Genomic DNA, 25408 nt, shown 5'->3' on the forward strand with positions numbered 1-25408 from the left:
TTGGTAACAGGGCACTATACCCTGAAGCGGTGTTGGCTAGAAGGTTAGATTATCAGCAGCAGGAGAATGAGGAGGAGAAAGCGGGGCCGAAGCCCCGCTTGAGGATCACAGAATAACGCTACCAATCAGGAAGCCGAAGATGACGGCAAACGCCACGCCCAAGGTGCCAGGGATCAGGAACGGGTGGTTAAACACGAAGCGGCCGATGCGCGTCGTTCCGGTATCGTCCATTTGTACCGCCGCCACCAGGGTAGGGTAGGTTGGCAGAATAAACAGGCCAGAAACGGCAGCAAAGGAGGCGATCGCCGTCAGCGGGGTGACGTTCAGGGCCAGCGCCATCGGCATCAACGCCTTGGCAGTGGCGGCCTGAGAGTACAGCAACGCCGAACAGAAGAAGAAGATCACCGCCAGTAACCAAGGATGGGATTGGATCACGGTACCCGCAGTCTCTTTAATCCAGTCAAGGTTGGCCTGCACAAAGGTGTCACCCAACCAGGCCACGCCCAGGATACAGATACAGGCGCTCATCCCGGCCTTGAAGGTGCTGGAGTTCAAAATCAGGTCGGTCTCGACACGGCACAGGATGGTGGTCAGGGTGGCCACGCTCAGCATGATGATCAGGATGGCATTGGTGGTGTTCATCAGCGGCGTCGTCACCAGCCCCATGCTTGGGCTGTTGATGATGGCATAAGCCACTACGCTCAGTACGCCAGCCAGGAACAGCATCACGGAGGTTTTCGCACGCGGTTTGATCACGATTACGTTCTCACCACGCAGGGCTACCAGACCTTCTTCGAAGCGTTTTTGATACACCGGATCGTCAGACAGCTTGGAGTCAAACAGCCAGGTAACCAGCAGCGACATCAGTATCACGGCCAGGAAGGTGGAAGGGATCACCACCATCAGCAAATGCAGATAACTCACACCGTGGCCTTCCATAACGGAAGACATGTACACCACCGCTGCCGAGATAGGCGAGGCGGTAATGGCAATCTGCGCGGAAACCACGGCAGTAGACAGTGGGCGGCAAGGTTTGATGCCTTGCTCTTTGGCCACTTCTGCAATCACCGGCAGGGCCGAGAGGGAGATATTACCGGTACCGGCGAAGATGGTCAGGAAATAGGTGACGATTGGGGCCAGAATGGTGATGTATTTTGGATTTTTGCGCAGCAGTTTTTCGGTTTGCTGCACCAGGTAGTCCATCCCGCCAGCGACCTGCATGGCGGCGATAGCGGCGATAACCGCCATAATGATTGAAATAACGTCGAAGGGAATGCTGCCTGGCTTAACGCCAATCATCGCCAGCACCAATACCCCAAGACCGCCTGCAAAGCCTATTCCGATACCGCCCAGCCTGGCCCCCAAAAAGATGGCCAGTAGAACGATCACCAATTCTACTACTAGCATAGTGTTTACCCCTTAAAATGGATTTTTATGAAAACCAAAGGTTGCAACTTTGTATTCTTAGAAAGAAAAAAGGCACGCTATCCAGAGGATTAGCGTGCCTTTCAGGCTACCGGATGAGTCTATTATTGTTCATTTTCATCTGTATAGCGTTTCGCCTTATAGGCCGGGTGCATCAGGTTCTCTACGGAGAAGATGTCATCCAGCTCAGCTTCGGTCAGTAAACCGCGTTCCAGCACGACTTCACGTACGCTCTTGCCGGTTTCAGCACAGATCTTGCCGACAATGTCACCGTTGTGGTGGCCAATGAACGGGTTCAGATAGGTAACGATACCGATAGAGTTAAATACGTAGTACTCGCACACTTCTTTGTTGGCGGTAATACCGTTAATGCATTTTTCCAGCAGGTTATAGCAGGCATTGGTCAGGATGTGAATGGATTCAAACATCGCCTGGCCAATTACCGGTTCCATCACGTTCAACTGCAGCTGGCCTGCTTCGGCGGCCATGGTAACGCAAGTGTCGTTGCCGATCACCTTAAAGCAAACCTGGTTAACCACTTCTGGGATCACCGGGTTCACTTTGGCTGGCATGATGGAAGAACCGGCCTGCAGTTCAGGCAGATTGATTTCGTTCAGGCCAGCGCGTGGGCCGGAAGACAGCAGACGCAGGTCGTTACAGATCTTGGACAGTTTGACCGCCAGGCGCTTGTGCGCACTGTGCACCATCACGTAAGCGCCACAGTCGGAGGTGGCCTCGATCAGGTCTTCGGCAGGGACCACCGGCAGGCCACTGACTTCCGCCAGTTTCTTAACCGCCAGGTGTTGGTAACCTTCCGGGGTGTTCAGCGCGGTACCGATCGCCGTCGCGCCCAGGTTCACTTCCAGCAGCAACTCTGCGGTACGGTGCAGGTTACGGGTTTCTTCATTCAGCAACACGCTGAACGCGTGGAATTCCTGGCCCAGGGTCATTGGCACCGCGTCCTGCAACTGGGTACGGCCCATTTTCAGGATGGTTTCGAACTCTTTGGCCTTACGGTCAAACCCTTCACGCAGTTGGTTGATAGCATCGATCAGCTTCTGGTTGGAAGCGTAAACCGCGATGCGGAATCCGGTTGGGTAAGCGTCGTTGGTAGACTGACACTTGTTGAGGTGATCGTTAGGGTTCAGGTATTGGTATTCACCCTTCTGGTGGCCCATCAGCTCCAGGCCGATGTTTGCCAGTACTTCGTTGGTGTTCATGTTCAGCGAGGTGCCAGCACCGCCCTGGAACACATCCACCGGGAATTGATCCATGCATTTGCCTTTATCCAGCACTTCATCACATGCTTGGATGATGACGTCGGCAATTTTACGTGGGATGGTTTGCAGCTCTTTGTTTGCCATGGCGGCGGCTTTTTTCACCATCACCATGCCGCGCACAAACTCAGGAACGTCGCTGATTTTACTGTTGCTGATATAGAAGTTTTCAATCGCACGCAGAGTATGAACACCGTAGTAGGCTTCTGCAGGGACTTCACGTGTTCCTAATAGGTCTTCTTCGATACGAATGTTGTTTGACATGAGAACCTTCTCTATGTTGCTGCCGAATATAATTATGTGCAGGATAACAAAATAATGTTGCCGAGCGGGCCAACTGCGGAAGTATTGACCGCAGCTATTGTCGCTGCCCAGATCATATGCTGGTTGGTAATAAATGAATGAACGTAGATCACTATCTGGTGCTTCAGCAAATGACAGCTTTTGATTTCTGTGAAGAGCTTCACGTTTGTAACATAGAGAATAAAAAAGATCGCCCGGTTGAAATGGCGGCGGGAAGCCCCCATTGTAAGAAGGTTGGCCGATTAGTGGCCCCATTTATCACGTATGCGCCATCGGGCGGGTACGCCGACTCTACCTAGAGGAGAGAACCAGGTGCGCTGGTTACCGTTACTGCTGATATTTCTACTGGCTTACATAGAGATATCCTTGTTTATCAAAGTTGCCGCCGTGTTCGGCGTGGCAATGACGCTGCTGCTGGTGGTGTTTACCTCCTGCGTCGGCGTTTCCCTGGTGCGTAATCAGGGCATGAAGACCTTTGTGCAGATGCAACAAAAGCTGGCGGCGGGCGAAAGCCCGGCAGCGGAGATGGTGAAAAGCGTTTCACTGGTGCTGGCGGGCTTCCTGCTGGTGATACCGGGCTTCTTCACCGATTTCCTTGGCCTGTTGCTGCTGTTGCCGCCGGTGCAGAAATCGTTGACGCTGAAGCTGATGCCGCATCTGAACATCTATCGTCCAGGCGGATGGGGTCAAGGCGGAGGTGCCGCTAATGGCAACACCTTCGACGGAGAATTCCAGCGCAAGCAAGACGACCGCTACACCTTGGATCATCAACCTGACGATCGCGACAAGCGTGACGATCGCTGATATCTCCTCTCACCCTAACCCTTATGTCTTGATCTTCTCCGCCTTAGCGGAGAAGATCCCCGACTGATCATCGGGAGATAGCCGGTGAGCTCCCCCTAACCCTAGTGCCTATGAGCCCGTGGGAGAGATTGTGCCCCGGCTGTCTATTTCCCTGTCGCCTTGTAGACCGAACGGTATCCTGTGCCTATGAGCACCTACATATAAGGATGGTCCGGCGATAAATTTCAGACATGGTTATGGAGTGCCATAATGCGTAGAACCCCTGTCGGCGTTGATATCGCTAAACACAAATTTGATGTCGCCGTACTGCTGGACAATCAGAAGTATAAAACCAAAAAGTTTGCCAATACCCCTTCTGGATGCCGCGAGTTCGCAGCCTGGTTGAGCCGCTTTGGCGACTGTCATGTCTGTATGGAAGCCACCGGGAGCTACAGCACGGAACTGGCCACTTATCTGGCAGACAACAACTACCACGTCAGTCTGATGAACCCGGCGTGTATCCATTCCTTCGGCAATACAGAACTGGCCCGGAACAAAACGGACAAAAGCGATGCAGCGATGATAGCCCGCTACTGCGCACTGCATCAGCCTGCCCCGTGGTTCCCAGCCCCGTTGAGCGAGCGCCAGTTGACCGCGTTGGTCAGGCATCTTAAGAACCTGGAAGAGATGCGTCAGATGGAAGAAAATCGCCTGGAGGTGGCCGAAGCAGTCATCGTCCCTTCACTCAATGAGCACATCGCCACGTTGGATGAACTGATACGAGAAACGAAAAAGAAAATCAGTCAGCACATCGATGATAACCCTGACCTGAAACGGGACAGCGAGTTGCTAAAAAGTATCCCTGGAGTGGGAGAGATGCTGAGCTCCAGCCTGCTGGCCTTCGCAGGAAACCTGCGTCGGTTCACCAGCAGCAAGGCCCTGGTAGCGTACGCAGGACTGAATCCACAGCGATGTGAGTCGGGGATGTTTAAAGGGAAAAGCCGGTTATCGAAAGTGGGGCACGGTGAGCTGCGAAGTGCGTTATACATGCCCGCGGTAGTGGCAGGCCAATACAATGTTGTGGTTAAAGACTTAACAGAAAGGCTGAAGTTGCGTGGGAAGTCGGGCAAAGAAAGAGTGTGTGCGGCGATGCGAAAGTTGCTGCAACTGGCCTATGGTGTGGTGAAATCAGGAAAGACATTTAATGCGGAAATACCGCTTGCCGGATAGCCGACAAGACGGTATCTCTCCCAAAGGGAGAGGGGACTGAACGTGCTACAATTGCCCCCGGTACCTGACCGCGACTCTGGACTACCCCCACTCCCTAAACAAGTGCCCATGTGTTATCCGGTCCGTATAGTGGGAGGGGGTCGGGGTGAGGGGAGATCGGCCGCGTTTTTGCTAATGGCGTTCACCGCAGACCATCAAATCGAAAATTTTTTTGCTGCTGCCCCTTGAAGGGGGATGGAACGCCCCCATTTCAAATCCCACGGAGCCGGTATCAATAATCTGGCGCACAACCCTAAATCTGATAGAAACCTTCTTACAGGAGAGCGTTCAATGAGTATTCGTCCATTGCATGACCGCGTTATCGTCAAGCGCAAAGAAGTTGAATCAAAATCTGCTGGCGGCATCGTTCTGACTGGCTCTGCAGCGGGTAAATCTACTCGTGGTGAAGTGGTAGCCGTTGGTAAAGGACGTGTTCTGGAAAGCGGCAACATCCAGCCGCTGGATGTGAAAGTAGGCGACATCGTGATTTTCAACGACGGTTACGGCGTGAAAGCAGAGAAGATCGACAATGAAGAAGTGTTGATCATGTCCGAAAGCGACATTCTGGCAATTGTTGAAGCGTAATAACGCTTTATAAATCTTCTGAACTGAACGAGTTGAAGGGAAATACCAATGGCAGCTAAAGACGTAAAATTCGGCAATGACGCTCGCGTGAAGATGCTCCGCGGTGTGAATGTTCTCGCTGATGCAGTAAAAGTAACTCTGGGCCCGAAAGGCCGCAACGTAGTGCTGGATAAATCCTTCGGCGCTCCTACCATCACCAAAGATGGCGTATCTGTTGCTCGTGAAATCGAACTGGAAGACAAGTTCGAGAACATGGGTGCACAAATGGTGAAAGAAGTTGCCTCTAAAGCGAACGACGCTGCGGGCGACGGTACCACCACTGCAACCGTGCTGGCTCAATCCATCATCACCGAAGGCCTGAAAGCTGTGGCTGCCGGCATGAACCCGATGGACCTGAAGCGCGGTATCGACAAAGCGGTTATCGCTGCGGTTGAAGAGCTTAAAAAATTATCTGTACCTTGCTCTGACTCTAAAGCTATCGCTCAGGTAGGCACCATCTCTGCAAACTCCGACGAAACCGTGGGTAAACTGATTGCAGAAGCGATGGAGAAAGTGGGCAAAGAAGGCGTGATCACCGTTGAAGAAGGCACCGGCCTGCAAGACGAGCTGGACGTGGTTGAAGGTATGCAGTTCGATCGCGGCTACCTGTCTCCGTACTTCATCAACAAGCCAGAAACCGGTTCTATCGAGCTGGAAAGCCCGTTCATCCTGCTGGCTGACAAGAAAATCTCCAACATCCGTGAAATGCTGCCAGTGCTGGAAGCCGTTGCGAAAGCGGGCAAACCACTGCTGATCATTGCTGAAGATGTTGAAGGCGAAGCGTTGGCTACCCTGGTGGTTAACACCATGCGTGGCATCGTGAAAGTGGCTGCGGTTAAAGCACCTGGCTTCGGCGACCGTCGTAAAGCCATGCTGCAAGACATCGCTACCCTGACTGCCGGTACCGTGATCTCTGAAGAGATCGGTCTGGAGCTGGAAAAAGCTACCCTGGAAGATCTGGGTCAGGCAAAACGCATCGTAATCAACAAAGACACCACCATCATCATCGATGGCGTGGGCGACGAAACCACCATTCAGGGTCGCGTCTCCCAGATCCGTCAGCAGATCGAAGAAGCGACCTCTGACTACGATCGTGAAAAACTGCAAGAGCGTGTTGCTAAACTGGCTGGCGGCGTTGCCGTTATCAAAGTTGGCGCCGCAACTGAAGTTGAAATGAAAGAGAAGAAAGCCCGCGTTGAAGATGCCCTGCACGCTACCCGTGCTGCGGTAGAAGAAGGCGTGGTTGCTGGCGGTGGCGTAGCGCTGATCCGCGTAGCAGACAAAATTGCTGGCCTGAAAGGCGATAACGAAGACCAGAACGTGGGTATTAAAGTTGCCCTGCGTGCTATGGAATCTCCACTGCGTCAGATCGTGATCAACGCCGGTGAAGAAGCTTCTGTGATTGCCAACAAGGTGAAAGCAGGCGAAGGCAGCTTCGGCTACAACGCTTACACCGAAGAATACGGCGACATGATCGCGATGGGTATCCTGGATCCAACTAAAGTGACCCGTTCTGCTCTGCAGTACGCGGCCTCTGTAGCTGGCCTGATGATCACCACCGAGTGCATGGTCACTGACTTGCCGAAAGAAGACAAGTTAGACATGGGTGGCGCTGGTGGTATGGGCGGCATGGGTGGTATGGGCGGAATGATGTAATTCCCCTCACCTCTGTGAGCTAACCACAAAACCCGGCTTCGGCCGGGTTTTTTATTCCTTTCTTCTGTGTGGGGCTGAATATCGTGCCCGTTTTTTTCAACGTCAGCGGCTAACGATGCGTCAGTGCTGAATTTGATGATATTTTTGCAGACCGTATCCATTAAGCGTGTAAACTGATAGTTCATCAGCTGTCGCTCAAGACGTTGACCAGGCACCTGTGGCCGGTGGCAACGGATGCTTAAGAGATGGCAACGCTTTCTGATAAGCTTTTGCGTAATTCTCAACATCATATGGGGAACAAGATGCGGATTAAAGCCTTACTGGGTCTATCGGCAGCGCTGCTGCTGGCAGGGTGCAGCAGCACCAATGAACTGACCGCCGCAGGTCAACAGGTCAAATTTACCGACACCAAGCCCGCAGCAGAATGCCAGTTGGTAGGCGAAGTCACCGGCACTCAGAGCAACTGGCTGTCGGGGAGCGGTGGTGAGGGAAGCTCTATGCGCGGCGCGGCTAACGATCTGCGCAACAAGGCAGCAGCAATGGGCGGCAACGTGATTTACGGTGCGACCAGCCCAAGCCAGAACCTGCTTTCAAGCTTTGCACCGCTGGACAGCAAAATGATCGGCCAGGTGTATAAGTGCCCGTAACGCTGGCATAAGCACCCGTATAAAACAAAAGAGGAATGCCTAGGCATTCCTCTTTTTGCATTCATGTAGGCCACTTAGCTTTGCGTCAGGCGTAGATCCAACGGTGTTTTGCTGGGTTCGCCGCCGACTTCACGGGTCAGACGGGGTACCAGATAGCCGGAAACCTTGCTCAGCAAACTTTTCACGATCGCACGAGCCTCGTCGTCGCTGACCATAAAGTGGGCCGCGCCCTGTACCTTATCCAACACGTGGAGGTAGTAGGGCAGGATACCCGCATCAAACAGGGCGTTACTCAGCGTTGCCAACGTATCCGCGTCATCATTGATCCCCCGTAGCAGCACACTCTGGTTCAGCAGCGTCACTCCGGCGCTACGCAACTGTGCCATACTGGCGCGCAGCGGTGGGTCAATCTCGTTGGCATGATTGATATGGGTGACCATCAGCACCTGCAGGCGCGATGCCGAGAAGCGTTGGCACAGCGTGGCGGTGATGCGGGCAGGGATCACCACCGGCAAGCGGGTATGAATACGCAGGCGTTTGAGGTGTGGGATGGCCTCCAGTTCCCCGATCAGCCAATCCAGTTCATTGTCTTTGGCCATCAGCGGATCGCCCCCGGAGAAAATAATTTCATCCAGTTCCGGCTGTTGACGGATATACTCCAACGCTTGAAGCCAGTTTGCCTTGTTGCCCTGGTTCTCCTGATAGGGGAAATGACGGCGGAAACAGTAGCGGCAGTTAACCGCACAGCCGCCTTTTACCAACAGCAGGGCACGGTTGCGATACTTGTGCAGTAACCCCGGCACCACGCTGCGCTGTTCATCCAGCGGATCGGTCGTGAAGCCTGGGGCATCGATGAATTCTGCGCTGGCGGTGAGTACCTGGCGCAGCAGCGGGTCATTGGCATCACCGGGTTGCATACGCGCGGCAAAGGCTCGCGGCACGCGTAGCGCAAACAGGCGGCGTGCATCGCGCCCCTGTGGCAGTTCCGGGTGCGTATTTAGTGACAGAAGCTGCAGTAATTCATCTGGGTCGGTAATAACATCGGCGAGTTGATGCAACCAATCTTCTCTATGCGCCGTGTTTTGGGTTATAATGTGTGCCATTTTTTTGGCTAAGCTACCAGTTTAAATTTTCAGAGGGCCATCATGGCGACTTATTCTAGCAACGATTTCCGTCCGGGTCTTAAAATCATGTTCGAAGGCGAACCTTACGCTGTCGAATCCAGCGAGTTCGTCAAACCAGGTAAAGGCCAGGCTTTTGCGCGTGTAAAAATGCGTCGCCTGCTGACCGGCACCCGCGTTGAGAAAACCTTTAAGTCTACCGACTCTTGCGAAGGCGCGGACGTGGTAGATACCAACATGAACTACCTGTACAACGACGGTGAGTTCTACCACTTCATGCACCCTGAGACTTTTGAACAGCATCAGGTTGAAGAGAAAACCGTTTCTGACGTAGCGAAATGGCTGCAGGACAATGCGGAATGTATCGTCACCCTGTGGGATGGCCGTCCTATCGCTGTTCTGCCACCGAACTTTATCGAAGCAGAAATCACTGATACCGATCCAGGCCTGAAAGGCGACACCGCAGGTACCGGCGGCAAGCCAGCTACCCTGAGCACCGGCGCTGTAGTTAAAGTGCCATTGTTCGTGCAGATTGGCGAAGTGATCAAGGTTGACACCCGCTCTGGCGAATACGTCTCCCGCGTTAAATAAGTTTCAACACAGAGGAACCCCCGTGGTTCCTCTGTGTTATCCCTTCCCGTCACACGTTGGCAGAACCGCATGATGAAGAAAACGCTGTTGGCCGTGCTCTCTCTGTTGTTGCTGATGTCCCTCAGCGGCTGTAATACCTTCCGTGGTTTTGGTGAAGACGTTCAACACTTAGGCGGCGCGATTTCCCGCAGTGCCAGCTGATACCGATTAGCGCCATTAATCGGATAATGCAGAAAAATCCGTTTATTCCGGCAACCCTCCTGATTTTTACTACGCTTAGAGAGCTACACTTTTTCACTAATAACGAATAAGGGTAATCTTATGCTGAAGAAAACTATTTTCGCCATTTTTTCCTTGTTGATCCTGTCATCGCTTGTGGGCTGTAATACTACCGAAGGTGTGGGCAAAGATGTTGAAGCTGGTGGTCAGGCGATCCAGCGTAGCGCACAGTAAATTCCTTTGGGTTCAACGGTATTCCACGGCAGCGCTTGATTTTCCCTTCCGTGGAATACCCATTTAATTCTCTTGTTTGCTATAATCCACGTCTTCAATCAGCCAAGTGGGACGACCCGCCTGCGCTTCTGTTGTCTGGGGACGACCCCATAAGTTCTGGAGCCAGTGTCATGGCATGGATCATTTTGCTTTTTGCGGGCCTGTTAGAGGTCGTCTGGGCTATTGGCCTGAAATATACCCACGGTTTTACCCGTTTGACCCCCAGTTTGATTACCGTCGCTGCGATGGTGGTGAGCATGGTGTTGCTGGCGCACGCCATGAAAACGTTGCCTGCGGGCACGGCTTACGCCGTGTGGACCGGGATTGGGGCGGTGGGCGCGGCGGTAATGGGCATGGTGCTGCTCGGTGAGTCGACCAACATCATGCGTATTCTCAGCCTGTGCCTGATCGTGGCCGGGATCCTGGGGCTAAAATTCAGCAGTCAATGAGTGGGCTGCTGATTGACCCAGATTAACGCTTCGGTATCAAAGCCGTAGCCCTTGGCAATCTGCACCAGTCTGTCGCGCGTGGCGGCTTCCAACGTCGGCGTGCGCGACAATATCCACAGATAGTCGCGGTTTGGGCCACTAACCAGCGCATAGCGGTACTCCGGATCGAGTTCGATGACGTTATAGCCGCCATAGAAAGGGCCGAAGAATGAGACTTTCAGCGAGGCCGTCTGCGGCGAACCGATAAAGTACGCCTTGCCTTCGCTCTCCTGCCACTGCTGTTTTTTGCTATCGAAACCCCGGTTAATCACCTTCAGACCGCCGTCTGTGCGCGGGCTGTAATTGGCCGTAACTTGCTCCAGACCTCGTTCAAAGCGATGATCCAGACGCGCGATTTCATACCAGGTGCCCAGATAGCGTTTGCTATCGAAGTTATCTATGACCTTGACGTCCTTCGGGGGTGTCACGCTACAGGCAACGGAAGCGAGGGCGGATAAAATGACGCAAAGCTTTGACCAAAAACGCATGGGTGACTCCTGTTTTTCAGTTACAGATAAACAGTGTAGTCGAAAGAGTGGGAGTAGCGGAATAGGCGGCCAACGGGAGTTGGCCGCCAGAGGTCTTACAGCGTGACGACCCCGATCAGGGTAACGACGCTCAGGATAGCTGCCAGGCCGTAGAACACCCATTTGCCTGCAGGCACGTGGATTTTCAGATCGTGCATGGCATGGTGGATACGGTGTAGCCCGCACCATAATGGCAAAATGATCATCAGCAGCAGGAACAGGCGGCCGATCCAGCTTTGGCAAAACGCCAGGACGCGCTCATAACCTAAAGCTTCGCCAGGGAACAGGCCGAGTGGCAACAGGATGCCGACCAGCAGCACGATAGCTGGAGCAACGATCGCTCCCCACATACCGCCAGCGCCAAATAATCCCCAGAAAACCGGCTCGTCAGAGCGTTTAGGTGATTGATTTATCATGTTTCCTCCGGATTACAGTAACGCTACGGCGAGAATGATCACGGTGACGACGATCGTCACTGCCCACAGCGCCTTAACGATTGGCTCCGGCCCCATTTTCTCGCTGTTGACGACAATGTTGGCGGCTTTCGGTGCCAGATCGAACCAGGTTTTGGTATGCAGTGCGGCGGCCAGCAGGGCGATGATGTTAATCAGCAGCACCAGCGGGTTTTGCAGGAAGCCGACAAACCCGGCCCAGCTTTCAGGGCCACCCTTCAGGGCAAAGACGCCGTAGATCAGCACGATGCTGAACCACACCGCCAGCACCGAAGTGCCTTCACGCAGCATGTAGAAACGGTAGAAACCCAGCTTTTGCCACCAGGTTGGCGTCATGGTACGCACATAGGGCTTACGTTGTGTTGTCATTGCTGTCTCCCCTCCCTTATTGCGGTTTCAGCATTGCGATCATGAAGTCTTTGGCACTCTCTACCTTACCCTGCTGGATCGCAGCGGCCGGGTCGACGTGTTTTGGACAGACTTCAGAGCAGTAGCCAACAAACGTACAGGACCAGACACCGTTCTGGCCGTTAAGCAGCGGCATACGCTGTTTCTTGCCGTGGTCGCGGTTATCCAGGTTATAACGGTGCGCCAGCGTAATCGCTGCCGGGCCGATGAATTCCGGATTCAGGCCGAACTGTGGGCAAGCGGCGTAGCACAGGCCACAGTTGATGCAGCCGGAGAACTGGTGATACTTCGCCATTTGCGCCGGGGTCTGCACGTTCGGGCCATCTTCCGGCTTGCGATCGTTGCCGATGATGTAAGGCTTAATCGCTTCCAGGCTCTCGATAAAGTGGGTCATATCCACCACCAGATCGCGCTCGATCGGGAAGTTGCCCAACGCCTCAACCTTCATGCCATCGGTATATTCACGCAGGAAGGTTTTACAGGCCAGCTTAGGCACGCGGTTGACCATCATGCCGCAAGAGCCACAGATGGCCATACGACACGACCAGCGGTAGGACAGGTCTGGCGCCAGGTTATCTTTGATATAACCCAGTGCGTCCAGCAGCGAAGTCTGCTCATCGTAAGGTACGCTGAAGGTCTCGAAATGCGGCTCGGCGTCGCGTTCCGGGTTATAGCGCATGACCTCGATTTTCAGGGTTTTCAGCTCAGCCATTCGCCTGCTCCTTATCCTTTCTCTCTTTGTCCTGCGCTTCGGCTGCGGCGCCATAAACACGCTGGGCCGGTGGCAGTTTGGTAATTTTCACGTCGCTGTACTCCAGGCGTGGTGCACCGTTCGGGTTATGGAACGCCAGCGTATGTTTCAGGAAGTTCACGTCGTCACGCTCGGTGCAACCTTCGTCGAGACGCTGGTGTGCGCCGCGCGATTCTTTACGGTTGAAGGCCGAGTGCGCCATACATTCGGCAACGTCCAGGCCATAGCCCAGCTCGATGGTGTACAGCAGATCGGTGTTGAACACGCTGGAGTTGTCGGTAATTTTGACGCGCTTGAAGCGCTCTTTCAGCTCCGCCAGCTTATCGATGGTTTTCTGCATCAGCTCCGGCGTACGGTAGATACCACAGCCTTCTTCCATCGACAGGCCCATTTCATCGCGGATCTTCGACCAGTTCTCGCTACCTTCTTGCTTCATCAGATTGCTGAGGCGGGTTTCCACGTCGCGGCCTTGTGCTTCCAAAGCGCTGCCGTTGGCCGGGCCACTTTCCAGCGCGCGGTGGGCTGCGTGTTCACCTGCCACACGCCCAAACACCACCAGCTCAGCGAGCGAGTTGGAACCCAAGCGGTTCGCGCCGTGCAGGCCAACCGAGGAACATTCGCCGACGGCGAACAGGCCTTTGATGCGGGTTTCACAGTTTTGATCGGTTTCGATACCGCCCATGGTGTAGTGCGCGGTTGGACGGACCGGGATTGGATCCTTAACGGGATCGACACCCACGTAGGCTTTCGACAGTTCACAGATGAACGGCAGACGCTCCAGCAGTTTCTTCTCGCCCAGGTGGCGCAGATCCAGATAGACCACGTCGCCGCGCGGGGTGGCGATGGTGCGGCCAGCACGCCATTCATGCCAGAAAGCCTGCGACACTTTGTCACGCGGGCCCAGCTCCATATATTTGTTTCTTGGCTCGCCCAGCGGGGTTTCCGGGCCCATACCGTAGTCTTGCAGGTAGCGGTAGCCGTCTTTGTTAACCAGAATACCGCCTTCACCGCGGCAGCCTTCGGTCATCAGGATGCCTGAACCTGGCAGGCCGGTTGGGTGATATTGCACAAACTCCATATCGCGCAGTGGCACGCCGTGGTGGAACGCCATCCCCATACCGTCGCCGGTGACGATGCCGCCGTTGGTGTTATAGCGATAAACACGGCCTGCACCGCCGGTGGCCATGATGACGGCGTTGGCACGGATCTGCACGCGGGTACCTTCCATCATGTTCATGGCAACTACGCCGCGCGCCTGGCCATCATCTACCAGCACGTCCAACACGAAGTGCTCATCGAAACGTTGGATTTGCGGATACTTCAGCGAAGTCTGGAACAGGGTGTGTAGCATGTGGAAGCCGGTTTTATCGGCGGCAAACCAGGTACGTTCAATCTTCATGCCACCAAAGCGGCGCACGTTGACCGAACCGTCTGGCTTACGGCTCCACGGGCAACCCCATTGCTCCAACTGGGCCATTTCACGTGGGCAGCTGTGAACAAAGTGATCGACCACGTCCTGCTCACACAGCCAGTCGCCACCGGCTACGGTGTCCTGGAAGTGATAGTCGTAGCTGTCGTGATCCTGAGTGACTGCGGCGGAGCCCCCTTCGGCGGCTACCGTGTGGCTACGCATTGGATATACTTTAGATATCAGCGCGATTTTCAGTTGGGGGTTGGCTTCCGCGGCGGCTATAGCGGCCCGTAAACCAGCTCCCCCGGCACCAATGATGGCTAGGTCGGCGTTAAAGGTTTGCACTGCACTCCTCCAATGTTCTCGTTAAAACGACAATTTAATTAATCTATGCTTAATATTTATAAAGGTGCTTCGGGTGCTAAGCTAAATTCAGTGACTTTTAAAACTAAACACTAAGGATAGATAACTGCTACCGAATATAGGGTTATCACTATACCTAAAGTTAAGTAGTAGAAATTTGATGTGATCGATTGTTTTGCCTTTTAACCGTTACGCAAGAGGCATTCCTGCAAAAATAAGGTGTTGCCTCGCCTTTGTCTTTGATTCGCGCGATTGTCGGTGGTTTATATGGCTTATATGTTTTTTATGATTTTAATGTAGACCAGCGCACACAATAGCCAAGAATTTGTTTGCTTGAGAGGATGCGAGTAGACTGCACCCCCTGTTTGATTTCGGAGTAATTACCATGAGCGAAACGGCAAGCTGGCAGCCAAGTGCACCCATCGCCAATTTGTTGAAGCGCGCAGCGATACTGGCTGAGATCCGGCGTTTCTTTGCCGATCGTGGCGTATTGGAGGTGGAGACCCCGGCGATGAGCCAGGCGACAGTCACCGACATCCACCTGGTCCCGTTCCAGACGCGTTTCGTCGGCCCGGGCGCGGCAGATGGCCTGACGCTGTACATGATGACCAGCCCGGAATACCACATGAAGCGTCTGCTGGCGGCAGGGAGCGGCCCGATCTATCAGCTGGGGCGCAGCTTCCGTAATGAAGAAGCGGGGCGGCATCACAACCCTGAATTCACCATGCTGGAATGGTATCGCCCGCACTATGATATGTATCGCCTGATGAACGAGGTGGACGATCTGCTGCAACAGGTACTGGATTGCGACAGCGCCGAAACCCTGTCCTATCAGCAGGCGTTCCTGCGCCATCTGGATCTCGATCCGCTGTCGGCGGAGAAGGCACAGCTGCGTGAGGCTGCGGCCAAGCTCGATCTGAGCAACATTGCCGATACGGAAGAAGATCGCGATACCTTGCTGCAACTGCTGTTTACCGTGGGCGTCGAACCCCATATCGGCCGTGATAAACCGGCATTCGTTTACCACTTCCCGGCCTCACAGGCCTCGTTGGCAGAAATCAGCACCGAAGATCACCGTGTCGCAGAGCGGTTCGAGGTCTATTTCAAAGGTCTTGAGTTGGCGAATGGTTTCCGCGAGTTGACCGACGGCGATGAGCAGCGCCAGCGCTTTACGCAGGACAATCGTAAACGCGTGGCGCGTGGCTTGCCGGAGCACCCGATTGATAACAACCTGCTGGATGCCCTGAAGCATGGTATGCCGGAGTGTGCGGGCGTGGCATTGGGCGTCGATCGTTTGGTGATGTTGGCGTTGGGAGCCGAAAGCCTGAGCGAAGTGATCGCGTTTCCGGTCAGCCGGGCATAACGTTTTTGCCTCAATGAAAAAGGGTTCGGCTTGCCGAACCCTTTTTGCTTTTATAGCCCGCCCGACTCGCGGCGCGTGTTGCGCGGTGGAGTTGAAGGCGGTGTGCGGCCATTACTGGTCATGCGCGACAGCGTCTCGGTGCGAACCTGGAAAGGTGGGTATGGCAGCGTGATGCCGTGTTCACGGTAACCCGCCAGGATCAACTGGTGGATCTCATGGCGTAACGGCATGCGGTGGCCCATTTCGGCGGCGTAGATACGCAGTTCGAAGATCTGAATACCCTGTTGCAGATCGACCAGATAGGCTTCCGGTGTTGGGTTTTCCAGCACCAGTGAGCAACGTTCGGCCGAGTTGATCAGGATCTTGGTCACCTCTTCCGTATTCGCCTCTGCCGGTGCCGGTACGGTCAACACCACACGAGTCAGCGTGTCGGACAGCGACCAGTTGATAAACTGCTCGGTGATAAAGGCCTTGTTAGGCACGATAATCTCTTTGCGGTCCCAGTCTGAAATGGTAGTGGCACGGGTATTGATCTTGGTAACCGTGCCCGTCAGGTTACGGATTGTCACCGTATCGCCGATGCGGATCGGTTTTTCAAACAGAATGATCAGGCCTGAAATAAAGTTGGAGAAGATCTCCTGCATACCAAAGCCCAAGCCCACGCTGAGCGCGGTGACCACCCATTGCAGTTTTGACCACTCGATACCGATCCAGGAAAAACTGAGGATCGCCCCGAACAGCAGCAACAGATACTTGGTGATGGTGGTAATGGCGTAGCCGGTGCCAGGCGTCAGATCCAGGTGCTGCAACACCGCCAACTCGAGCAACGCTGGCAGGTTACGCACCAGCTGCATGGTGACGATCAGCACCAGGATGGCGATCAGCAGCGCCCCCAAGGTGATCGGCTGAGCGATATCGATGCCATTCACCGTGGAATTGACATCCCAGAGCTTGATATTTTCCAGGAAGCCGAAGGCCGAGTGGATCTCTGACCACAGGACGATCAACGAGACCAGTGCCACCATCGTCAGGATCGAACGCACCAACCTCAGCGACTGGGCGCTGATGGCATCCAGATCGATTTCCGTTTCATCTACCTCAATCGCACCTTCGATGCTGTTAGGGGTATGTGTGGATTCTTCTTCGCCTTTGGCACGCTGCGCCAGGATATCGGCACGGCGCTGTTTGGCACGATCAAAGGCGATGCGGCGCCGTTGGATCAGCATCCAGCGGCGGATAATGTGGTAAATCACCAACAGCAGGAACCAGATGGCAACCGAGGTCTCCAGGCGTGCCAGCAGCTTCTGTGCGGTGGTCAGATAGCCGACGGTGGAAGCCAGCGCAGCAATCAGCGGTGCGGAAAGCAACAGCCCCCACAACGCGGTGTTAATCAGATTTTCACCGGAGCCTTTGTTATCCAGATACAGTGGAATACCGGCCCGCTTCAAGCTGTTGGTGACCAGCGCCAGCGCCAGACAGAGCAGAATGAAGCACAGGCGGCCAAGGGTATTGGCAAATTCGCGATCGTTGAGATTGTCGAAGGTGATCAGCGCCATAATCAACGGCACGATCAGCCAGATCGACATCTGGTAATAACGCATGGCGCGGGAAACCTGCTTCACCGGCCAGCCGAAATGCACGATGAACAACCCCTGCGGATGGGCGAAGGCGGCGCTGATCATACAGATCCACAACACTGGCAGCGTGGCGGTGACGCCCTCACCAATTGCGACAGCAACCGGATACGGCCAGGCATTCTGCAAGCCGAAGCCCAGCGCTGCCCACAAGACCGGCAGCGGCAAGGCCACCAGGATTGACCAAAATACGGTACGCAGCGTCAGCAGGAATTCATCTTGCGTGACCTTGCCTACTCTACTGCTGGCCCGTGCCAGGAACGCATGGTAATGCTTGCGCGAACTGATGCTGAAAATCACCAACAGCACCGCACCAAACAGCGGGATCAAGGTTTCCCGGCTAGTGACCATCATCACGAAAGCGCCGCTGAGCTGCGTCAGGGTATCCAGTGACAGTACACGGGTCAGATCCTGTGCCACATTGAGCGGATACGACAGGGTGATGGGGCTGACGTCTGGTACCCAAAACAGGTAACGGTGCGCTGCATCCTGAATTTCGTTCAGCGCATCGACCAACTGGGTGTTGGCCACCTTCAGTTTGGTCAGCTCAAGGATCTGGGTATCGCAGCCGGAAAGCAGCGAATTCAGTAGCTCACGCTGGGTGCGTAGCTGGGCATCGACGATACGCTGCTGGGCGCTGGTCAGGGGGCTACCGTCGTCTTGTTTAAGCTCTTTAGCTCGCTGAGGCAGGCTCTCCAGTTGGTTTTCAAAATTCAGGCGTTGAACGCGCAGATCGGCCATGGCGCTGTCCAACTGCCGGGGTTTTGGCATTTCAGGCAAGATGGCGACCTGGGCGCGCAGGGTTTCCCCCAGAGCAGTAGAGGCGCTCAACCATTGGGACTGCTCAATGATGGTGCTCAATGCCTGGCGTACCTGCAGCGTTTGTGCGGCGGCCTGGCGCTGTTGGGAAGAGATCAGATCCATCTGTTGCGCCTGATCGTTCAGCGCAGCAGAAAGTTCACGGTTGATTTGCAGCTGCTTGCGCAGGCTGGCGGGTAAATCGCCATTCTGTTCGGCCAATTGCTCGGTTTTTTCCAGCGCCCGTTCCGCTTCCCGTTGGCGTTGGCTGTTGAGGTTGTTACGCAGCGCCTGTAACTGGACATCAATTTTTTCATGCCGCGTTTTGTAGACATCGGCACGCATCCGCGCCAGTTCCTGGCGGTTATTGGCCGAGAGTTGAGCCAGATCCAGCTCATCCACTTTCGCTTTACGTGCCGCCGCTTCTGCCTGTAACAGAGCAAGCTGCGCCAGTGCCAACGGTGTGGTTTGGTTATTGCCCTGAGCCTGTAGGCGGCGCTGAACTTCCGTTAATGCGCGCCGAGCTTCGGTTTGTTGCTGTGGCAGCTGGCTGAGAGAGTCGCTGATCTCGCGTGTCCGGTCCTGCTCCTGTTGCAACAGGCGGGCCTGTTCCAGCAGTTGGCTGCTGGTTTGCAGGATTAACTGTTCCAGATCGCTGGCGGGCAGGTTTTCACCGTTGGGCAGGATTTTGGTTTCTTCGAGGGTAAGCTGGCGGCGCAGTTCCTGCGTCATCTTCGGGAAATCGTCGATCACCCGCTGATACTGCTGGGAATTGTTCTGCGACTCTTTGCGTTCGGTGAGCCAGTTGATGGCGCTTTGCAGCGCCTCAACCGTTTCCGCCTGATTAGGCGCGTTTTTATTGCCCTCGGCCAGCTTCAGTTCTTGCCGTAACTGGGACTCGTTGGGGATCGCGGCGGCGAGAGCCGGCTGGATCAGTAGCAGGCTGAGCAATAAAGCGATAATCAGGCGCACAGCATCAATTCCCTTCGAAGGTGGCTTCTGGCGCGGCTGCGGCTTCAGCAAAAGCCTGGCCCATCCGGGTTACGGTGCCGTTGTTCAGGTGCGGTGCGAACTGTACGCTGCCAGGCGTGAACAGGTTGATGACCGTGGAACCGAGTTTGAAGCGGCCCATCTCTTCACCTTTGACCAGTTGGATCGCGCCTTCCATGCCTTCGGCTGGATAGGTCCAGCGGCGGATGATGCCTTCGCGGGGGGGCGTTACGGTACCGGCCCAGACGGTTTCGATGCTGCCCACAATAGTCGCGCCGACCAGGATCTGCACCATCGGCCCAAAGGCGGTATCGAATACGCAGATCACACGCTCATTGCGCGCAAACAGATTCGGCACGTTGGCGGCAGTTAGCGGATTGACCGAGAACAGATCGCCCGGCACGTAGATCATTTCGCGCAGTACGCCGTCACAAGGCATATGGACACGGTGATAGTCGCTTGGGGCCAAATAGGTGGTGGCGAACAGGCCGTTACGGAAAGGCTCCGCCAACAGATAGTTACCGGCCAGCAGGGCTTCCAGCGTGTAATTATGGCCTTTGGCCTGGAAAATCTGATCGTCGCGGATCGCACCGAGCTGGCTGATGGCACCATCTGCTGGCAGTGCCAGCACGTGAGGCTCCTCTACGATCGGGCGTGCGCCATCACGTAATGGACGAACGAAGAATTCATTGAACGTGGCATAGGAGGCTAAATCCGGGTTCTGTGCTTCCTGCATCTGCACGCGGTAATAGCGGGCAAACGCTTTTACCACCAGCTTAGTCAGCCAACCGGCCTTTTTATCTGCGCCCCAGCCCGCCAGGCGGGTTAACGCCAGCTTTGGCAGCCAATACTGTAATTTAATCTTGATGCTATCCAGCACATTAACCTCTTGAAAGGGGATATAAGGGCGAGGGTGGCGATTAGCGCAACCCCCGCACTGTGGATCAGTTATCTGCGTCCGGGAAGTTTTTGCGGGTTTTAACCTGCGCCATGCTTTCCAGGATGCGGTGATAGTTGTCGAAACGCTCTTTGGCTATCGCGCCACTTTCCATCGCGGCGCGAATGGCGCAGCCCGGATCGGTGTCGTGGCGGCAGTCACGGAATTTACAACCGCCCAAATAGTCGCGGAATTCGACATAGGCCTGGGTGACCTGCTCTGGCTCCAGATGCCACAGACCAAATTCACGCACGCCGGGGGAGTCAATAACATCACCGCCATGTTGGAAGTGATACAACCTCGCCGCCGTGGTGGTATGTTGCCCCAGGCCGGAGACGTCGGAAACCTGATTTACCAGAATTTGCTTTTCCGTCTGCGGCAGCAGGGCGTTCAACAGGCTGGATTTGCCCACGCCGGACTGCCCGGCAAAGATACTGATGCGGTCGACCAGCGCCTGCTCAAAGGCTTCCATCCCTTCGCGGGTCTGGCTGGACACTTCGAGAACGCGGTAGCCAATATGGCGATAGATGTCCATCATCCCGTCGACCACCTTACGCGCTGCGGCGTCCAGCAGGTCGATTTTGTTGAGCACGATCAGCGGCTCGACTTGCAGCGTTTCGCAGGCGACCAGGTAGCGATCGATCATGTTGAGAGAAAGTTCGGGCAAAATGGCCGACACGATGACGATCTGATCGATATTGGCGGCGATAGGTTTAACGCCGTCGTAGAAATCAGGGCGGTTCAGCACCGAGGTGCGTTCATGCACCGCTTCTACGATGCCTTTGACCCCCGCATGAGTGCCTACACCAGGGCGCCAGACCACGCGATCGCCGGTAACCAGCGAACGTAGGGTGCGGCGAATGTTGCAGCGATGCTGGACGCCGTCTGCGGCTTCCACGTCGGCATGCATGCCAAAGCGGCTGATGACGATCCCGTCTTGCGGTTCGCCCAATTGGGAATCATCCAGCTCCGGCTTGTTGTCAGTACGCTTCAGGCGACGCTGATGGTTGGCCTGTACGCGGCGTTCTTGACCTTTGGACAGTTTGTTCTTACTCACTGAGCCTCACTTGAATCGGCATTTATCGCTCGGGGCGAGCAAAAAGGCTATGATACACGCTATTTTATATTAAATAACCGTTCTTGACCGCCACGCACGCTGGCATTAGCCGCGGGTTTGCCCGTGGTTTGTTTATCTTTCGGCTTTTACGCAGGAAAAATCATGACAGGAAACGAAAACAACCTGATTTGGATCGATCTGGAGATGACCGGGTTGGACCCTGAACGCGATCGTATTATCGAGATCGCGACATTGGTGACCGATGCCAATTTGAATATCCTTGCCGAAGGACCGGTGATCGCGGTGCATCAATCAGATGAGCAACTGGCGCGAATGGATGACTGGAATGTGCGTACGCATACCGGCAGTGGGCTGGTGGAGCGCGTTAAAGCCAGCAAGCATGACGATCGTGCCGCCGAGCTGGCGACTATCGCTTTCCTGCAAGCGTGGGTGCCAGCAGGTAAATCACCTATCTGTGGCAACAGCGTTGGTCAGGATCGCCGTTTCCTGTTCCGCTATATGCCGCTGCTGGAGGCCTACTTCCATTACCGTTATCTGGATGTCAGCACCCTGAAAGAGCTGGCACGCCGCTGGAAACCGGAAATCCTGCCAGGCTTCAAGAAGCAGGGTACCCATCAGGCGTTGGATGATATCCGCGAATCCGTTGCGGAACTGGCGTACTACCGCGAGCATTTTATTCAGCTGTAGCCGGGAGCAGGTTCATAAAAGGGGGCGGAGGAGTAATCCTCGCCCCTTTTCTATTGCGCGGTTAATCATTTTTCCTATCGTTTGGCCGTAGCCACATATCCAGAAAGGCGCTTAACCAGGCAATACCCTCACGGTCATACCTTTGCCCGTTGAGTTGCTGTTCGGCCAGGGACTGTGCCCCTGGCTGGCTTAATTTATGTTCGGCAGCCCTACCCCAGCGTTGCATGGTCTGGTAGCTGACCTCGGGGTGGAATTGTACGCCATATGCCTGCCTGCCGTAACGTATGGCCTGATGACAAAATTGCTCACCTGTTGCAAGAAGCTCCATGCCTTCGACAGTGTCGAATCCCTCGCTATGCCATTGATAAACATGTGTCGGCCAAACACCTAGCTTTCGACCTGGCCGGGTTGGGTAAATGGGCCAGTAACCAATCTCGACTCGTCCATCGTCTCTGGCCATCACCCGACCCCCGAGATGACGAACCATCATCTGTGCGCCAAGGCAAATGCCTAAAAAAGGAACGTCTTCACGCAGGGGGACTCCTATCCATTCAATTTCGCGCTTAACCCAGTCTGTATTGTCATTTGCACTCATGGGGCCACCAAAGACGATCGCACCGCTGTGCTTGGCGAGTGTATCGGGTAACGGATCATCGAGCGGTGGGCGGCGAATATCAAGGGAATAGCCCCGTTGCAGCAGCAACTGACCAACACGCCCGGGAGCGGATTGCTCCCGGTGTAAAACGATGAGTACTGGCAAAGATGCCGGTTTAGCGATTGTTTTCATATCATTATCTTTTTGGGGAAACCTTACAGACGAATGCGCTGCCCACGTAAATCATCGTAGGGAACCATCACATGCTCGCGATAGGCTGGGCGGCTTTGTAACCGTTGATACCAAGCCTCCACGGCAGGGAGCGGCGGGCGTTCGATATCCAACGAAAAATAGCGATACAAGGTGGCCCCGGTGGGAATATCAGCCAGGCCAAAACTGTCCCCGCTTAAAAAAGGTTGTCGGCTTAGTATTGTCTCCAGCACCTGGAAATGACGAGAACAGCGGGCCACCTTGTCATGGAGAGTTGGCCAGTCCCGTTCGGCCTCAGGGGTGCGGATCAGCCCCCAAAAAACCCCCATCATCAGATCCGGTTCCAAGGTGGTTTGGCACCAGTCCATCCAGCATTCCACATGGGCCCGTTTTCGCGGGTCATCAAGCCAAAAATGACTACCGGCAGCAAGGAAGCGCAGGATGGTGTGAGATTCCCAGACAACCTGCCGATCCAGGTCGATCACCGGGATATGGCGGGTTGGATTAATGACGGCAAACTCCTCTGTGTCACAATCGCCAAATTGCCCACCAAAAGGAATAAGGTGATATTGCAGGCCTAATTCACCGATAAACCACATCACTTTCTGCACATTAAATGAGTTTTTACGCCCCCAAACGCTTAGCATGGCAACTCCCTCTGTGAGCCAATGGATGCGGTGGTCAACCGGGTGAAACCGTCGTTGAGATCCGCGATCAAATCTTCGGGATCTTCAAGCCCAATATGCAAACGAATGCCTGAACTCCCTGCGGCCCAGCGTGCCGCTGCGCTTGGTTTATCGAGTGCAAATGGGATTGCCAGGCTTTCGAAACCGCCCCAGGAATAGCCAAGGCCAAACAGCCTGAGCCCGTTTAAGAAGGCGGCAATCGCCTGTGCCGGGAAAGGACGCAGTACTATTGAGAACAGGCCCGATGCACCTTTAAAGTCACGCTGCCAAATGGGATGGCCTGGGCAGTCTTCCAGGGCCGGATACAGCACCGCCTGGACTTCTTCCCGCCCGGTTAACCAGCGTGCGATAGCCAGCGCGTTACGTTGATGCTCACGCAGCCGAACGCCAAGCGTTCTTAAGCCACGCAGTGCCAGATAAATATCATCAGGGCCGACACATAGCCCCAGATCGCCGTGCAACTGCTTTAGTTTTGGCCAGAGCCGTGCCGTTGCGGATACGGTACCGAGCATGGCATCGGAATGCCCTGCCAAGTATTTGGTGCCCGCTTGAATGGAGAGATCGACGCCGTGCTCATGGGGTTTGAAAAAGAATGGGGTGGCCCAGCTGTTATCCATGATGACGGTAATTCCACGCTGGTGCGCAATACGGGCAATAGCGGCAACGTCTTGTAGCTCAAAGGTGTTGGAGTTGGGGCTTTCAATGTAGATGGCACGGGTACGCCGAGTGATTAATGCCGCTATGCCGCTGCCTATGGTGGGCTGGTAGTAATAAGTCTTGATCTCCAGACGGCGTAGCAGGGTATCGCAGGCATGACGCACCGGTGCATAGCTACCCCGGGTCATTAATAGGTGGTCACCGGGTTTCAGGCAGGTGAGTAACGCCAGATTACAGGCCGTAAGGCCGGAGGGGCATAATACCACCCCTGCGCCCCCTTCCAGTTGGTTCAAGGCTTGTTCCAGGGCTTCAGAAGTGGGGGTGCCACGCCGCCCGTAAATATACGGCTGGGTTCGGTTGAGTAAATCCTGCACCGTTGGGCTCAACACGGTAGAACCGTGGTAGACCGGTGGGTTTACAAAGCCGTGGTACTCACTAGATTTACGCCCCGTATGAGTCAGCAAGGTGTTACAGCCTACGGTTAGGGATGAGGAGAGGACCTCGTCGTGTGAGTGATTTATGGCCATAACAGGTTACGCTCCCAACGTTGATCGTCGCCGTCACGACGATATCGCAGGCGGGTAAAGTGGCGATTACTATCGGCTTGCCAAAATTCGACTTCTCTGGGAGCCAGTGCAAACAGAACCCAGTGTGGAGAGATAAGGCCAGGTTCGGCGCTAAGCCGATACAGTTGTCCCTGTATGGCTGTCTCCAAGTCCCTTGGGGACTCGAGTATTTCACTTTGCCGTGCTGCCAGAATAGCGGCACGAGAGCGTTCTGGGCGGCGTGAAAAATCGGCAATGCTGGCGTCCGCAGACAGGGGGACGACAGGGCCACGCAGACGGATTTGTTGGGCTAACTCAGGCCAGTAACAGGTGAGTGCAGCATAGGGGTGATGATCGAGCTGTTGGCCTTTAGGGCTGCGCATATTGATGGCGAAGTGCCAACCCTGCGTGGTGACATCCAGCAGCACGACGGCGCGCGCATCGGGCATGTTTTCACGATCGACGGTGGATAAGGTCATCACGTGGGGTTCCATCACCTGCAAGGCAATGGCCTGATCCAGCCATTGTTCAAACAGTTCCTGGGGTGTGCCGGGAGCGACTGCGGTATCGAACGGTGTGGGGGCATAACCGGAAAACACCTGCAACTGAGCCAGCTTGGTTTTCATATCCATTAGCATGC

General features: G+C 54.9%; 26 protein-coding genes. 11 read left to right on the plus strand and 15 right to left on the minus strand.

Features of this window, described 5'->3' with window-relative positions; all coding sequences use genetic code 11:
• Positions 1–105: 105 nt before the first annotated feature.
• The gene (locus KGP17_RS01735; RefSeq protein ID WP_021807587.1) at positions 106–1407 is read right to left on the minus strand and encodes an anaerobic C4-dicarboxylate transporter; all 1302 of its coding nucleotides are present in this window, start codon (positions 1405–1407) and stop codon (positions 106–108) included.
• A 122-nt stretch (positions 1408–1529) separates the two neighbouring features.
• Complete coding sequence (gene aspA / locus KGP17_RS01740) at positions 1530–2966, minus strand: aspartate ammonia-lyase (protein WP_021807586.1); 1437 nt, start codon at positions 2964–2966, stop codon at positions 1530–1532.
• Positions 2967–3317: 351 nt separating this feature from the next.
• Between aspA and KGP17_RS01745 the strand changes: the two genes are divergently transcribed.
• The 5 genes from KGP17_RS01745 (at position 3318) to KGP17_RS01765 (ending at position 7984) form a co-directional block, all read left to right on the plus strand.
• The gene (locus KGP17_RS01745; protein WP_094982818.1) at positions 3318–3809 is read left to right on the plus strand and encodes an FxsA family protein; all 492 of its coding nucleotides are present in this window, start codon (positions 3318–3320) and stop codon (positions 3807–3809) included.
• 249 nt (positions 3810–4058) lie between these two features.
• Positions 4059–5018, plus strand: a complete 960-nt coding sequence (locus tag KGP17_RS01750) for an IS110 family transposase (protein ID WP_059199085.1) — start codon at positions 4059–4061, stop codon at positions 5016–5018.
• A 330-nt stretch (positions 5019–5348) separates the two neighbouring features.
• Positions 5349–5642, plus strand: a complete 294-nt coding sequence (locus KGP17_RS01755; protein WP_004952634.1) for a co-chaperone GroES — start codon at positions 5349–5351, stop codon at positions 5640–5642.
• Between the two features lie 48 nt (positions 5643–5690).
• Entirely contained in the window at positions 5691–7337 is a 1647-nt protein-coding gene (gene groL, locus KGP17_RS01760) for a chaperonin GroEL (protein ID WP_021807582.1), read from the plus strand.
• A 302-nt stretch (positions 7338–7639) separates the two neighbouring features.
• Positions 7640–7984, plus strand: a complete 345-nt coding sequence (locus KGP17_RS01765; RefSeq protein ID WP_024484770.1) for a DUF4156 domain-containing protein — start codon at positions 7640–7642, stop codon at positions 7982–7984.
• A gap of 74 nt (positions 7985–8058) precedes the next feature.
• On the opposite strand, the gene epmB is transcribed toward KGP17_RS01765, so the two are convergent.
• Entirely contained in the window at positions 8059–9087 is a 1029-nt protein-coding gene (gene epmB, locus KGP17_RS01770; RefSeq protein ID WP_223498752.1) for an EF-P beta-lysylation protein EpmB, read from the minus strand.
• A 42-nt stretch (positions 9088–9129) separates the two neighbouring features.
• Between epmB and efp the strand changes: the two genes are divergently transcribed.
• The 4 genes from efp to sugE all read left to right on the plus strand — a co-directional run bounded on the left by efp (position 9130) and on the right by sugE (position 10637).
• Positions 9130–9696: an elongation factor P gene (efp, locus tag KGP17_RS01775; RefSeq protein WP_024484772.1), complete on the plus strand. Its 567-nt coding sequence runs from the start codon at positions 9130–9132 to the stop codon at positions 9694–9696.
• Positions 9697–9765: 69 nt separating this feature from the next.
• Positions 9766–9897, plus strand: coding sequence for an entericidin A/B family lipoprotein (locus KGP17_RS01780; protein WP_179253911.1), 132 nt, complete (start codon positions 9766–9768; stop codon positions 9895–9897).
• Between the two features lie 120 nt (positions 9898–10017).
• Positions 10018–10149 carry an entericidin A/B family lipoprotein gene (locus tag KGP17_RS01785; RefSeq protein WP_021807577.1) on the plus strand — a complete coding sequence of 44 codons (132 nt, stop codon included), beginning with the start codon at positions 10018–10020 and terminating at the stop codon, positions 10147–10149.
• Positions 10150–10319: 170 nt separating this feature from the next.
• Positions 10320–10637 (plus strand): quaternary ammonium compound efflux SMR transporter SugE, encoded by a 318-nt coding sequence (gene sugE, locus KGP17_RS01790; protein WP_021182101.1) that lies wholly within the window; start codon positions 10320–10322, stop codon positions 10635–10637.
• Here sugE and blc read toward each other — a convergent pair.
• The 5 genes from blc to frdA form a co-directional block, all read right to left on the minus strand.
• Positions 10631–11164, minus strand: coding sequence for an outer membrane lipoprotein Blc (gene blc / locus KGP17_RS01795; RefSeq protein WP_021807576.1), 534 nt, complete (start codon positions 11162–11164; stop codon positions 10631–10633). The genes sugE and blc overlap by 7 nt on opposite strands.
• 95 nt (positions 11165–11259) lie before the next feature.
• On the minus strand, positions 11260–11619 hold the full coding sequence (frdD, locus tag KGP17_RS01800) for a fumarate reductase subunit FrdD (RefSeq protein WP_021182103.1): 360 nt from the start codon (positions 11617–11619) through the stop codon (positions 11260–11262).
• A gap of 12 nt (positions 11620–11631) precedes the next feature.
• The gene (gene frdC, locus KGP17_RS01805; RefSeq protein ID WP_021182104.1) at positions 11632–12024 is read right to left on the minus strand and encodes a fumarate reductase subunit FrdC; all 393 of its coding nucleotides are present in this window, start codon (positions 12022–12024) and stop codon (positions 11632–11634) included.
• A 16-nt stretch (positions 12025–12040) separates the two neighbouring features.
• Positions 12041–12775 (minus strand): succinate dehydrogenase/fumarate reductase iron-sulfur subunit, encoded by a 735-nt coding sequence (locus KGP17_RS01810; protein WP_021182105.1) that lies wholly within the window; start codon positions 12773–12775, stop codon positions 12041–12043.
• Positions 12768–14570: a fumarate reductase (quinol) flavoprotein subunit gene (frdA, locus tag KGP17_RS01815; RefSeq protein ID WP_223498753.1), complete on the minus strand. Its 1803-nt coding sequence runs from the start codon at positions 14568–14570 to the stop codon at positions 12768–12770. Before frdA ends, KGP17_RS01810 begins: the two co-directional genes overlap by 8 nt.
• A 403-nt stretch (positions 14571–14973) precedes the next feature.
• Between frdA and epmA the strand changes: the two genes are divergently transcribed.
• The gene (gene epmA, locus KGP17_RS01820; RefSeq protein ID WP_021807574.1) at positions 14974–15951 is read left to right on the plus strand and encodes an elongation factor P--(R)-beta-lysine ligase; all 978 of its coding nucleotides are present in this window, start codon (positions 14974–14976) and stop codon (positions 15949–15951) included.
• 50 nt (positions 15952–16001) lie between these two features.
• On the opposite strand, the gene mscM is transcribed toward epmA, so the two are convergent.
• The 3 genes from mscM to rsgA form a co-directional block, all read right to left on the minus strand.
• The gene (mscM, locus tag KGP17_RS01825; protein ID WP_223498754.1) at positions 16002–19355 is read right to left on the minus strand and encodes a miniconductance mechanosensitive channel MscM; all 3354 of its coding nucleotides are present in this window, start codon (positions 19353–19355) and stop codon (positions 16002–16004) included.
• Between the two features lie 4 nt (positions 19356–19359).
• On the minus strand, positions 19360–20253 hold the full coding sequence (gene asd, locus KGP17_RS01830; protein ID WP_021807572.1) for an archaetidylserine decarboxylase: 894 nt from the start codon (positions 20251–20253) through the stop codon (positions 19360–19362).
• A gap of 64 nt (positions 20254–20317) precedes the next feature.
• Complete coding sequence (gene rsgA, locus KGP17_RS01835) at positions 20318–21367, minus strand: small ribosomal subunit biogenesis GTPase RsgA (protein ID WP_021182110.1); 1050 nt, start codon at positions 21365–21367, stop codon at positions 20318–20320.
• A gap of 162 nt (positions 21368–21529) precedes the next feature.
• Here rsgA and orn point away from each other — a divergent pair, with 162 nt between their 5' ends.
• The gene (gene orn / locus KGP17_RS01840) at positions 21530–22075 is read left to right on the plus strand and encodes an oligoribonuclease (protein WP_021182111.1); all 546 of its coding nucleotides are present in this window, start codon (positions 21530–21532) and stop codon (positions 22073–22075) included.
• Between the two features lie 61 nt (positions 22076–22136).
• Here the strand turns inward: orn and KGP17_RS01845 are convergent, their stop codons facing one another.
• From KGP17_RS01845 to KGP17_RS01860, 4 genes are read right to left on the minus strand one after another with little or no spacing between them, the layout of a single operon-like run.
• Complete coding sequence (locus tag KGP17_RS01845) at positions 22137–22862, minus strand: glutamine amidotransferase (RefSeq protein ID WP_094982815.1); 726 nt, start codon at positions 22860–22862, stop codon at positions 22137–22139.
• 23 nt (positions 22863–22885) lie between these two features.
• A complete protein-coding gene (locus KGP17_RS01850) occupies positions 22886–23527 on the minus strand; it encodes a glutathione binding-like protein (protein ID WP_094982814.1) in 642 nt (213 codons plus the stop codon).
• Complete coding sequence (metC, locus tag KGP17_RS01855) at positions 23521–24750, minus strand: cystathionine beta-lyase (protein ID WP_051363762.1); 1230 nt, start codon at positions 24748–24750, stop codon at positions 23521–23523. Before metC ends, KGP17_RS01850 begins: the two co-directional genes overlap by 7 nt.
• On the minus strand, positions 24741–25406 hold the full coding sequence (locus KGP17_RS01860) for a pyridoxal 5'-phosphate synthase (RefSeq protein ID WP_223498755.1): 666 nt from the start codon (positions 25404–25406) through the stop codon (positions 24741–24743). Before KGP17_RS01860 ends, metC begins: the two co-directional genes overlap by 10 nt.
• Positions 25407–25408 lie beyond the last annotated feature (2 nt).

The organism is Serratia sp. JSRIV001, from assembly GCF_019968745.1.
GTDB classification, from domain to species: domain Bacteria; phylum Pseudomonadota; class Gammaproteobacteria; order Enterobacterales; family Enterobacteriaceae; genus Chania; species Chania fonticola_B.

Coding starts and splice junctions, on each gene's coding strand:
- KGP17_RS01785 (WP_021807577.1), top strand. CDS start 10,018: ATGCTGAAGAAAACTATTTTCGCCATTTTTTCCTTGTTGATCCTGTCA.
- epmA (WP_021807574.1), top strand. CDS start 14,974: ATGAGCGAAACGGCAAGCTGGCAGCCAAGTGCACCCATCGCCAATTTG.
- KGP17_RS01810 (WP_021182105.1), bottom strand. CDS start 12,775: ATGGCTGAGCTGAAAACCCTGAAAATCGAGGTCATGCGCTATAACCCG.
- groL (WP_021807582.1), top strand. CDS start 5,691: ATGGCAGCTAAAGACGTAAAATTCGGCAATGACGCTCGCGTGAAGATG.
- epmB (WP_223498752.1), bottom strand. CDS start 9,087: ATGGCACACATTATAACCCAAAACACGGCGCATAGAGAAGATTGGTTG.
- sugE (WP_021182101.1), top strand. CDS start 10,320: ATGGCATGGATCATTTTGCTTTTTGCGGGCCTGTTAGAGGTCGTCTGG.
- KGP17_RS01780 (WP_179253911.1), top strand. CDS start 9,766: ATGATGAAGAAAACGCTGTTGGCCGTGCTCTCTCTGTTGTTGCTGATG.
- KGP17_RS01850 (WP_094982814.1), bottom strand. CDS start 23,527: ATGCTAAGCGTTTGGGGGCGTAAAAACTCATTTAATGTGCAGAAAGTG.
- orn (WP_021182111.1), top strand. CDS start 21,530: ATGACAGGAAACGAAAACAACCTGATTTGGATCGATCTGGAGATGACC.
- aspA (WP_021807586.1), bottom strand. CDS start 2,966: ATGTCAAACAACATTCGTATCGAAGAAGACCTATTAGGAACACGTGAA.
- frdD (WP_021182103.1), bottom strand. CDS start 11,619: ATGATAAATCAATCACCTAAACGCTCTGACGAGCCGGTTTTCTGGGGA.
- KGP17_RS01845 (WP_094982815.1), bottom strand. CDS start 22,862: ATGAAAACAATCGCTAAACCGGCATCTTTGCCAGTACTCATCGTTTTA.
- KGP17_RS01750 (WP_059199085.1), top strand. CDS start 4,059: ATGCGTAGAACCCCTGTCGGCGTTGATATCGCTAAACACAAATTTGAT.
- efp (WP_024484772.1), top strand. CDS start 9,130: ATGGCGACTTATTCTAGCAACGATTTCCGTCCGGGTCTTAAAATCATG.
- KGP17_RS01735 (WP_021807587.1), bottom strand. CDS start 1,407: ATGCTAGTAGTAGAATTGGTGATCGTTCTACTGGCCATCTTTTTGGGG.
- KGP17_RS01860 (WP_223498755.1), bottom strand. CDS start 25,406: ATGCTAATGGATATGAAAACCAAGCTGGCTCAGTTGCAGGTGTTTTCC.
- frdC (WP_021182104.1), bottom strand. CDS start 12,024: ATGACAACACAACGTAAGCCCTATGTGCGTACCATGACGCCAACCTGG.
- KGP17_RS01765 (WP_024484770.1), top strand. CDS start 7,640: ATGCGGATTAAAGCCTTACTGGGTCTATCGGCAGCGCTGCTGCTGGCA.
- blc (WP_021807576.1), bottom strand. CDS start 11,164: ATGCGTTTTTGGTCAAAGCTTTGCGTCATTTTATCCGCCCTCGCTTCC.
- metC (WP_051363762.1), bottom strand. CDS start 24,750: ATGGCCATAAATCACTCACACGACGAGGTCCTCTCCTCATCCCTAACC.
- KGP17_RS01755 (WP_004952634.1), top strand. CDS start 5,349: ATGAGTATTCGTCCATTGCATGACCGCGTTATCGTCAAGCGCAAAGAA.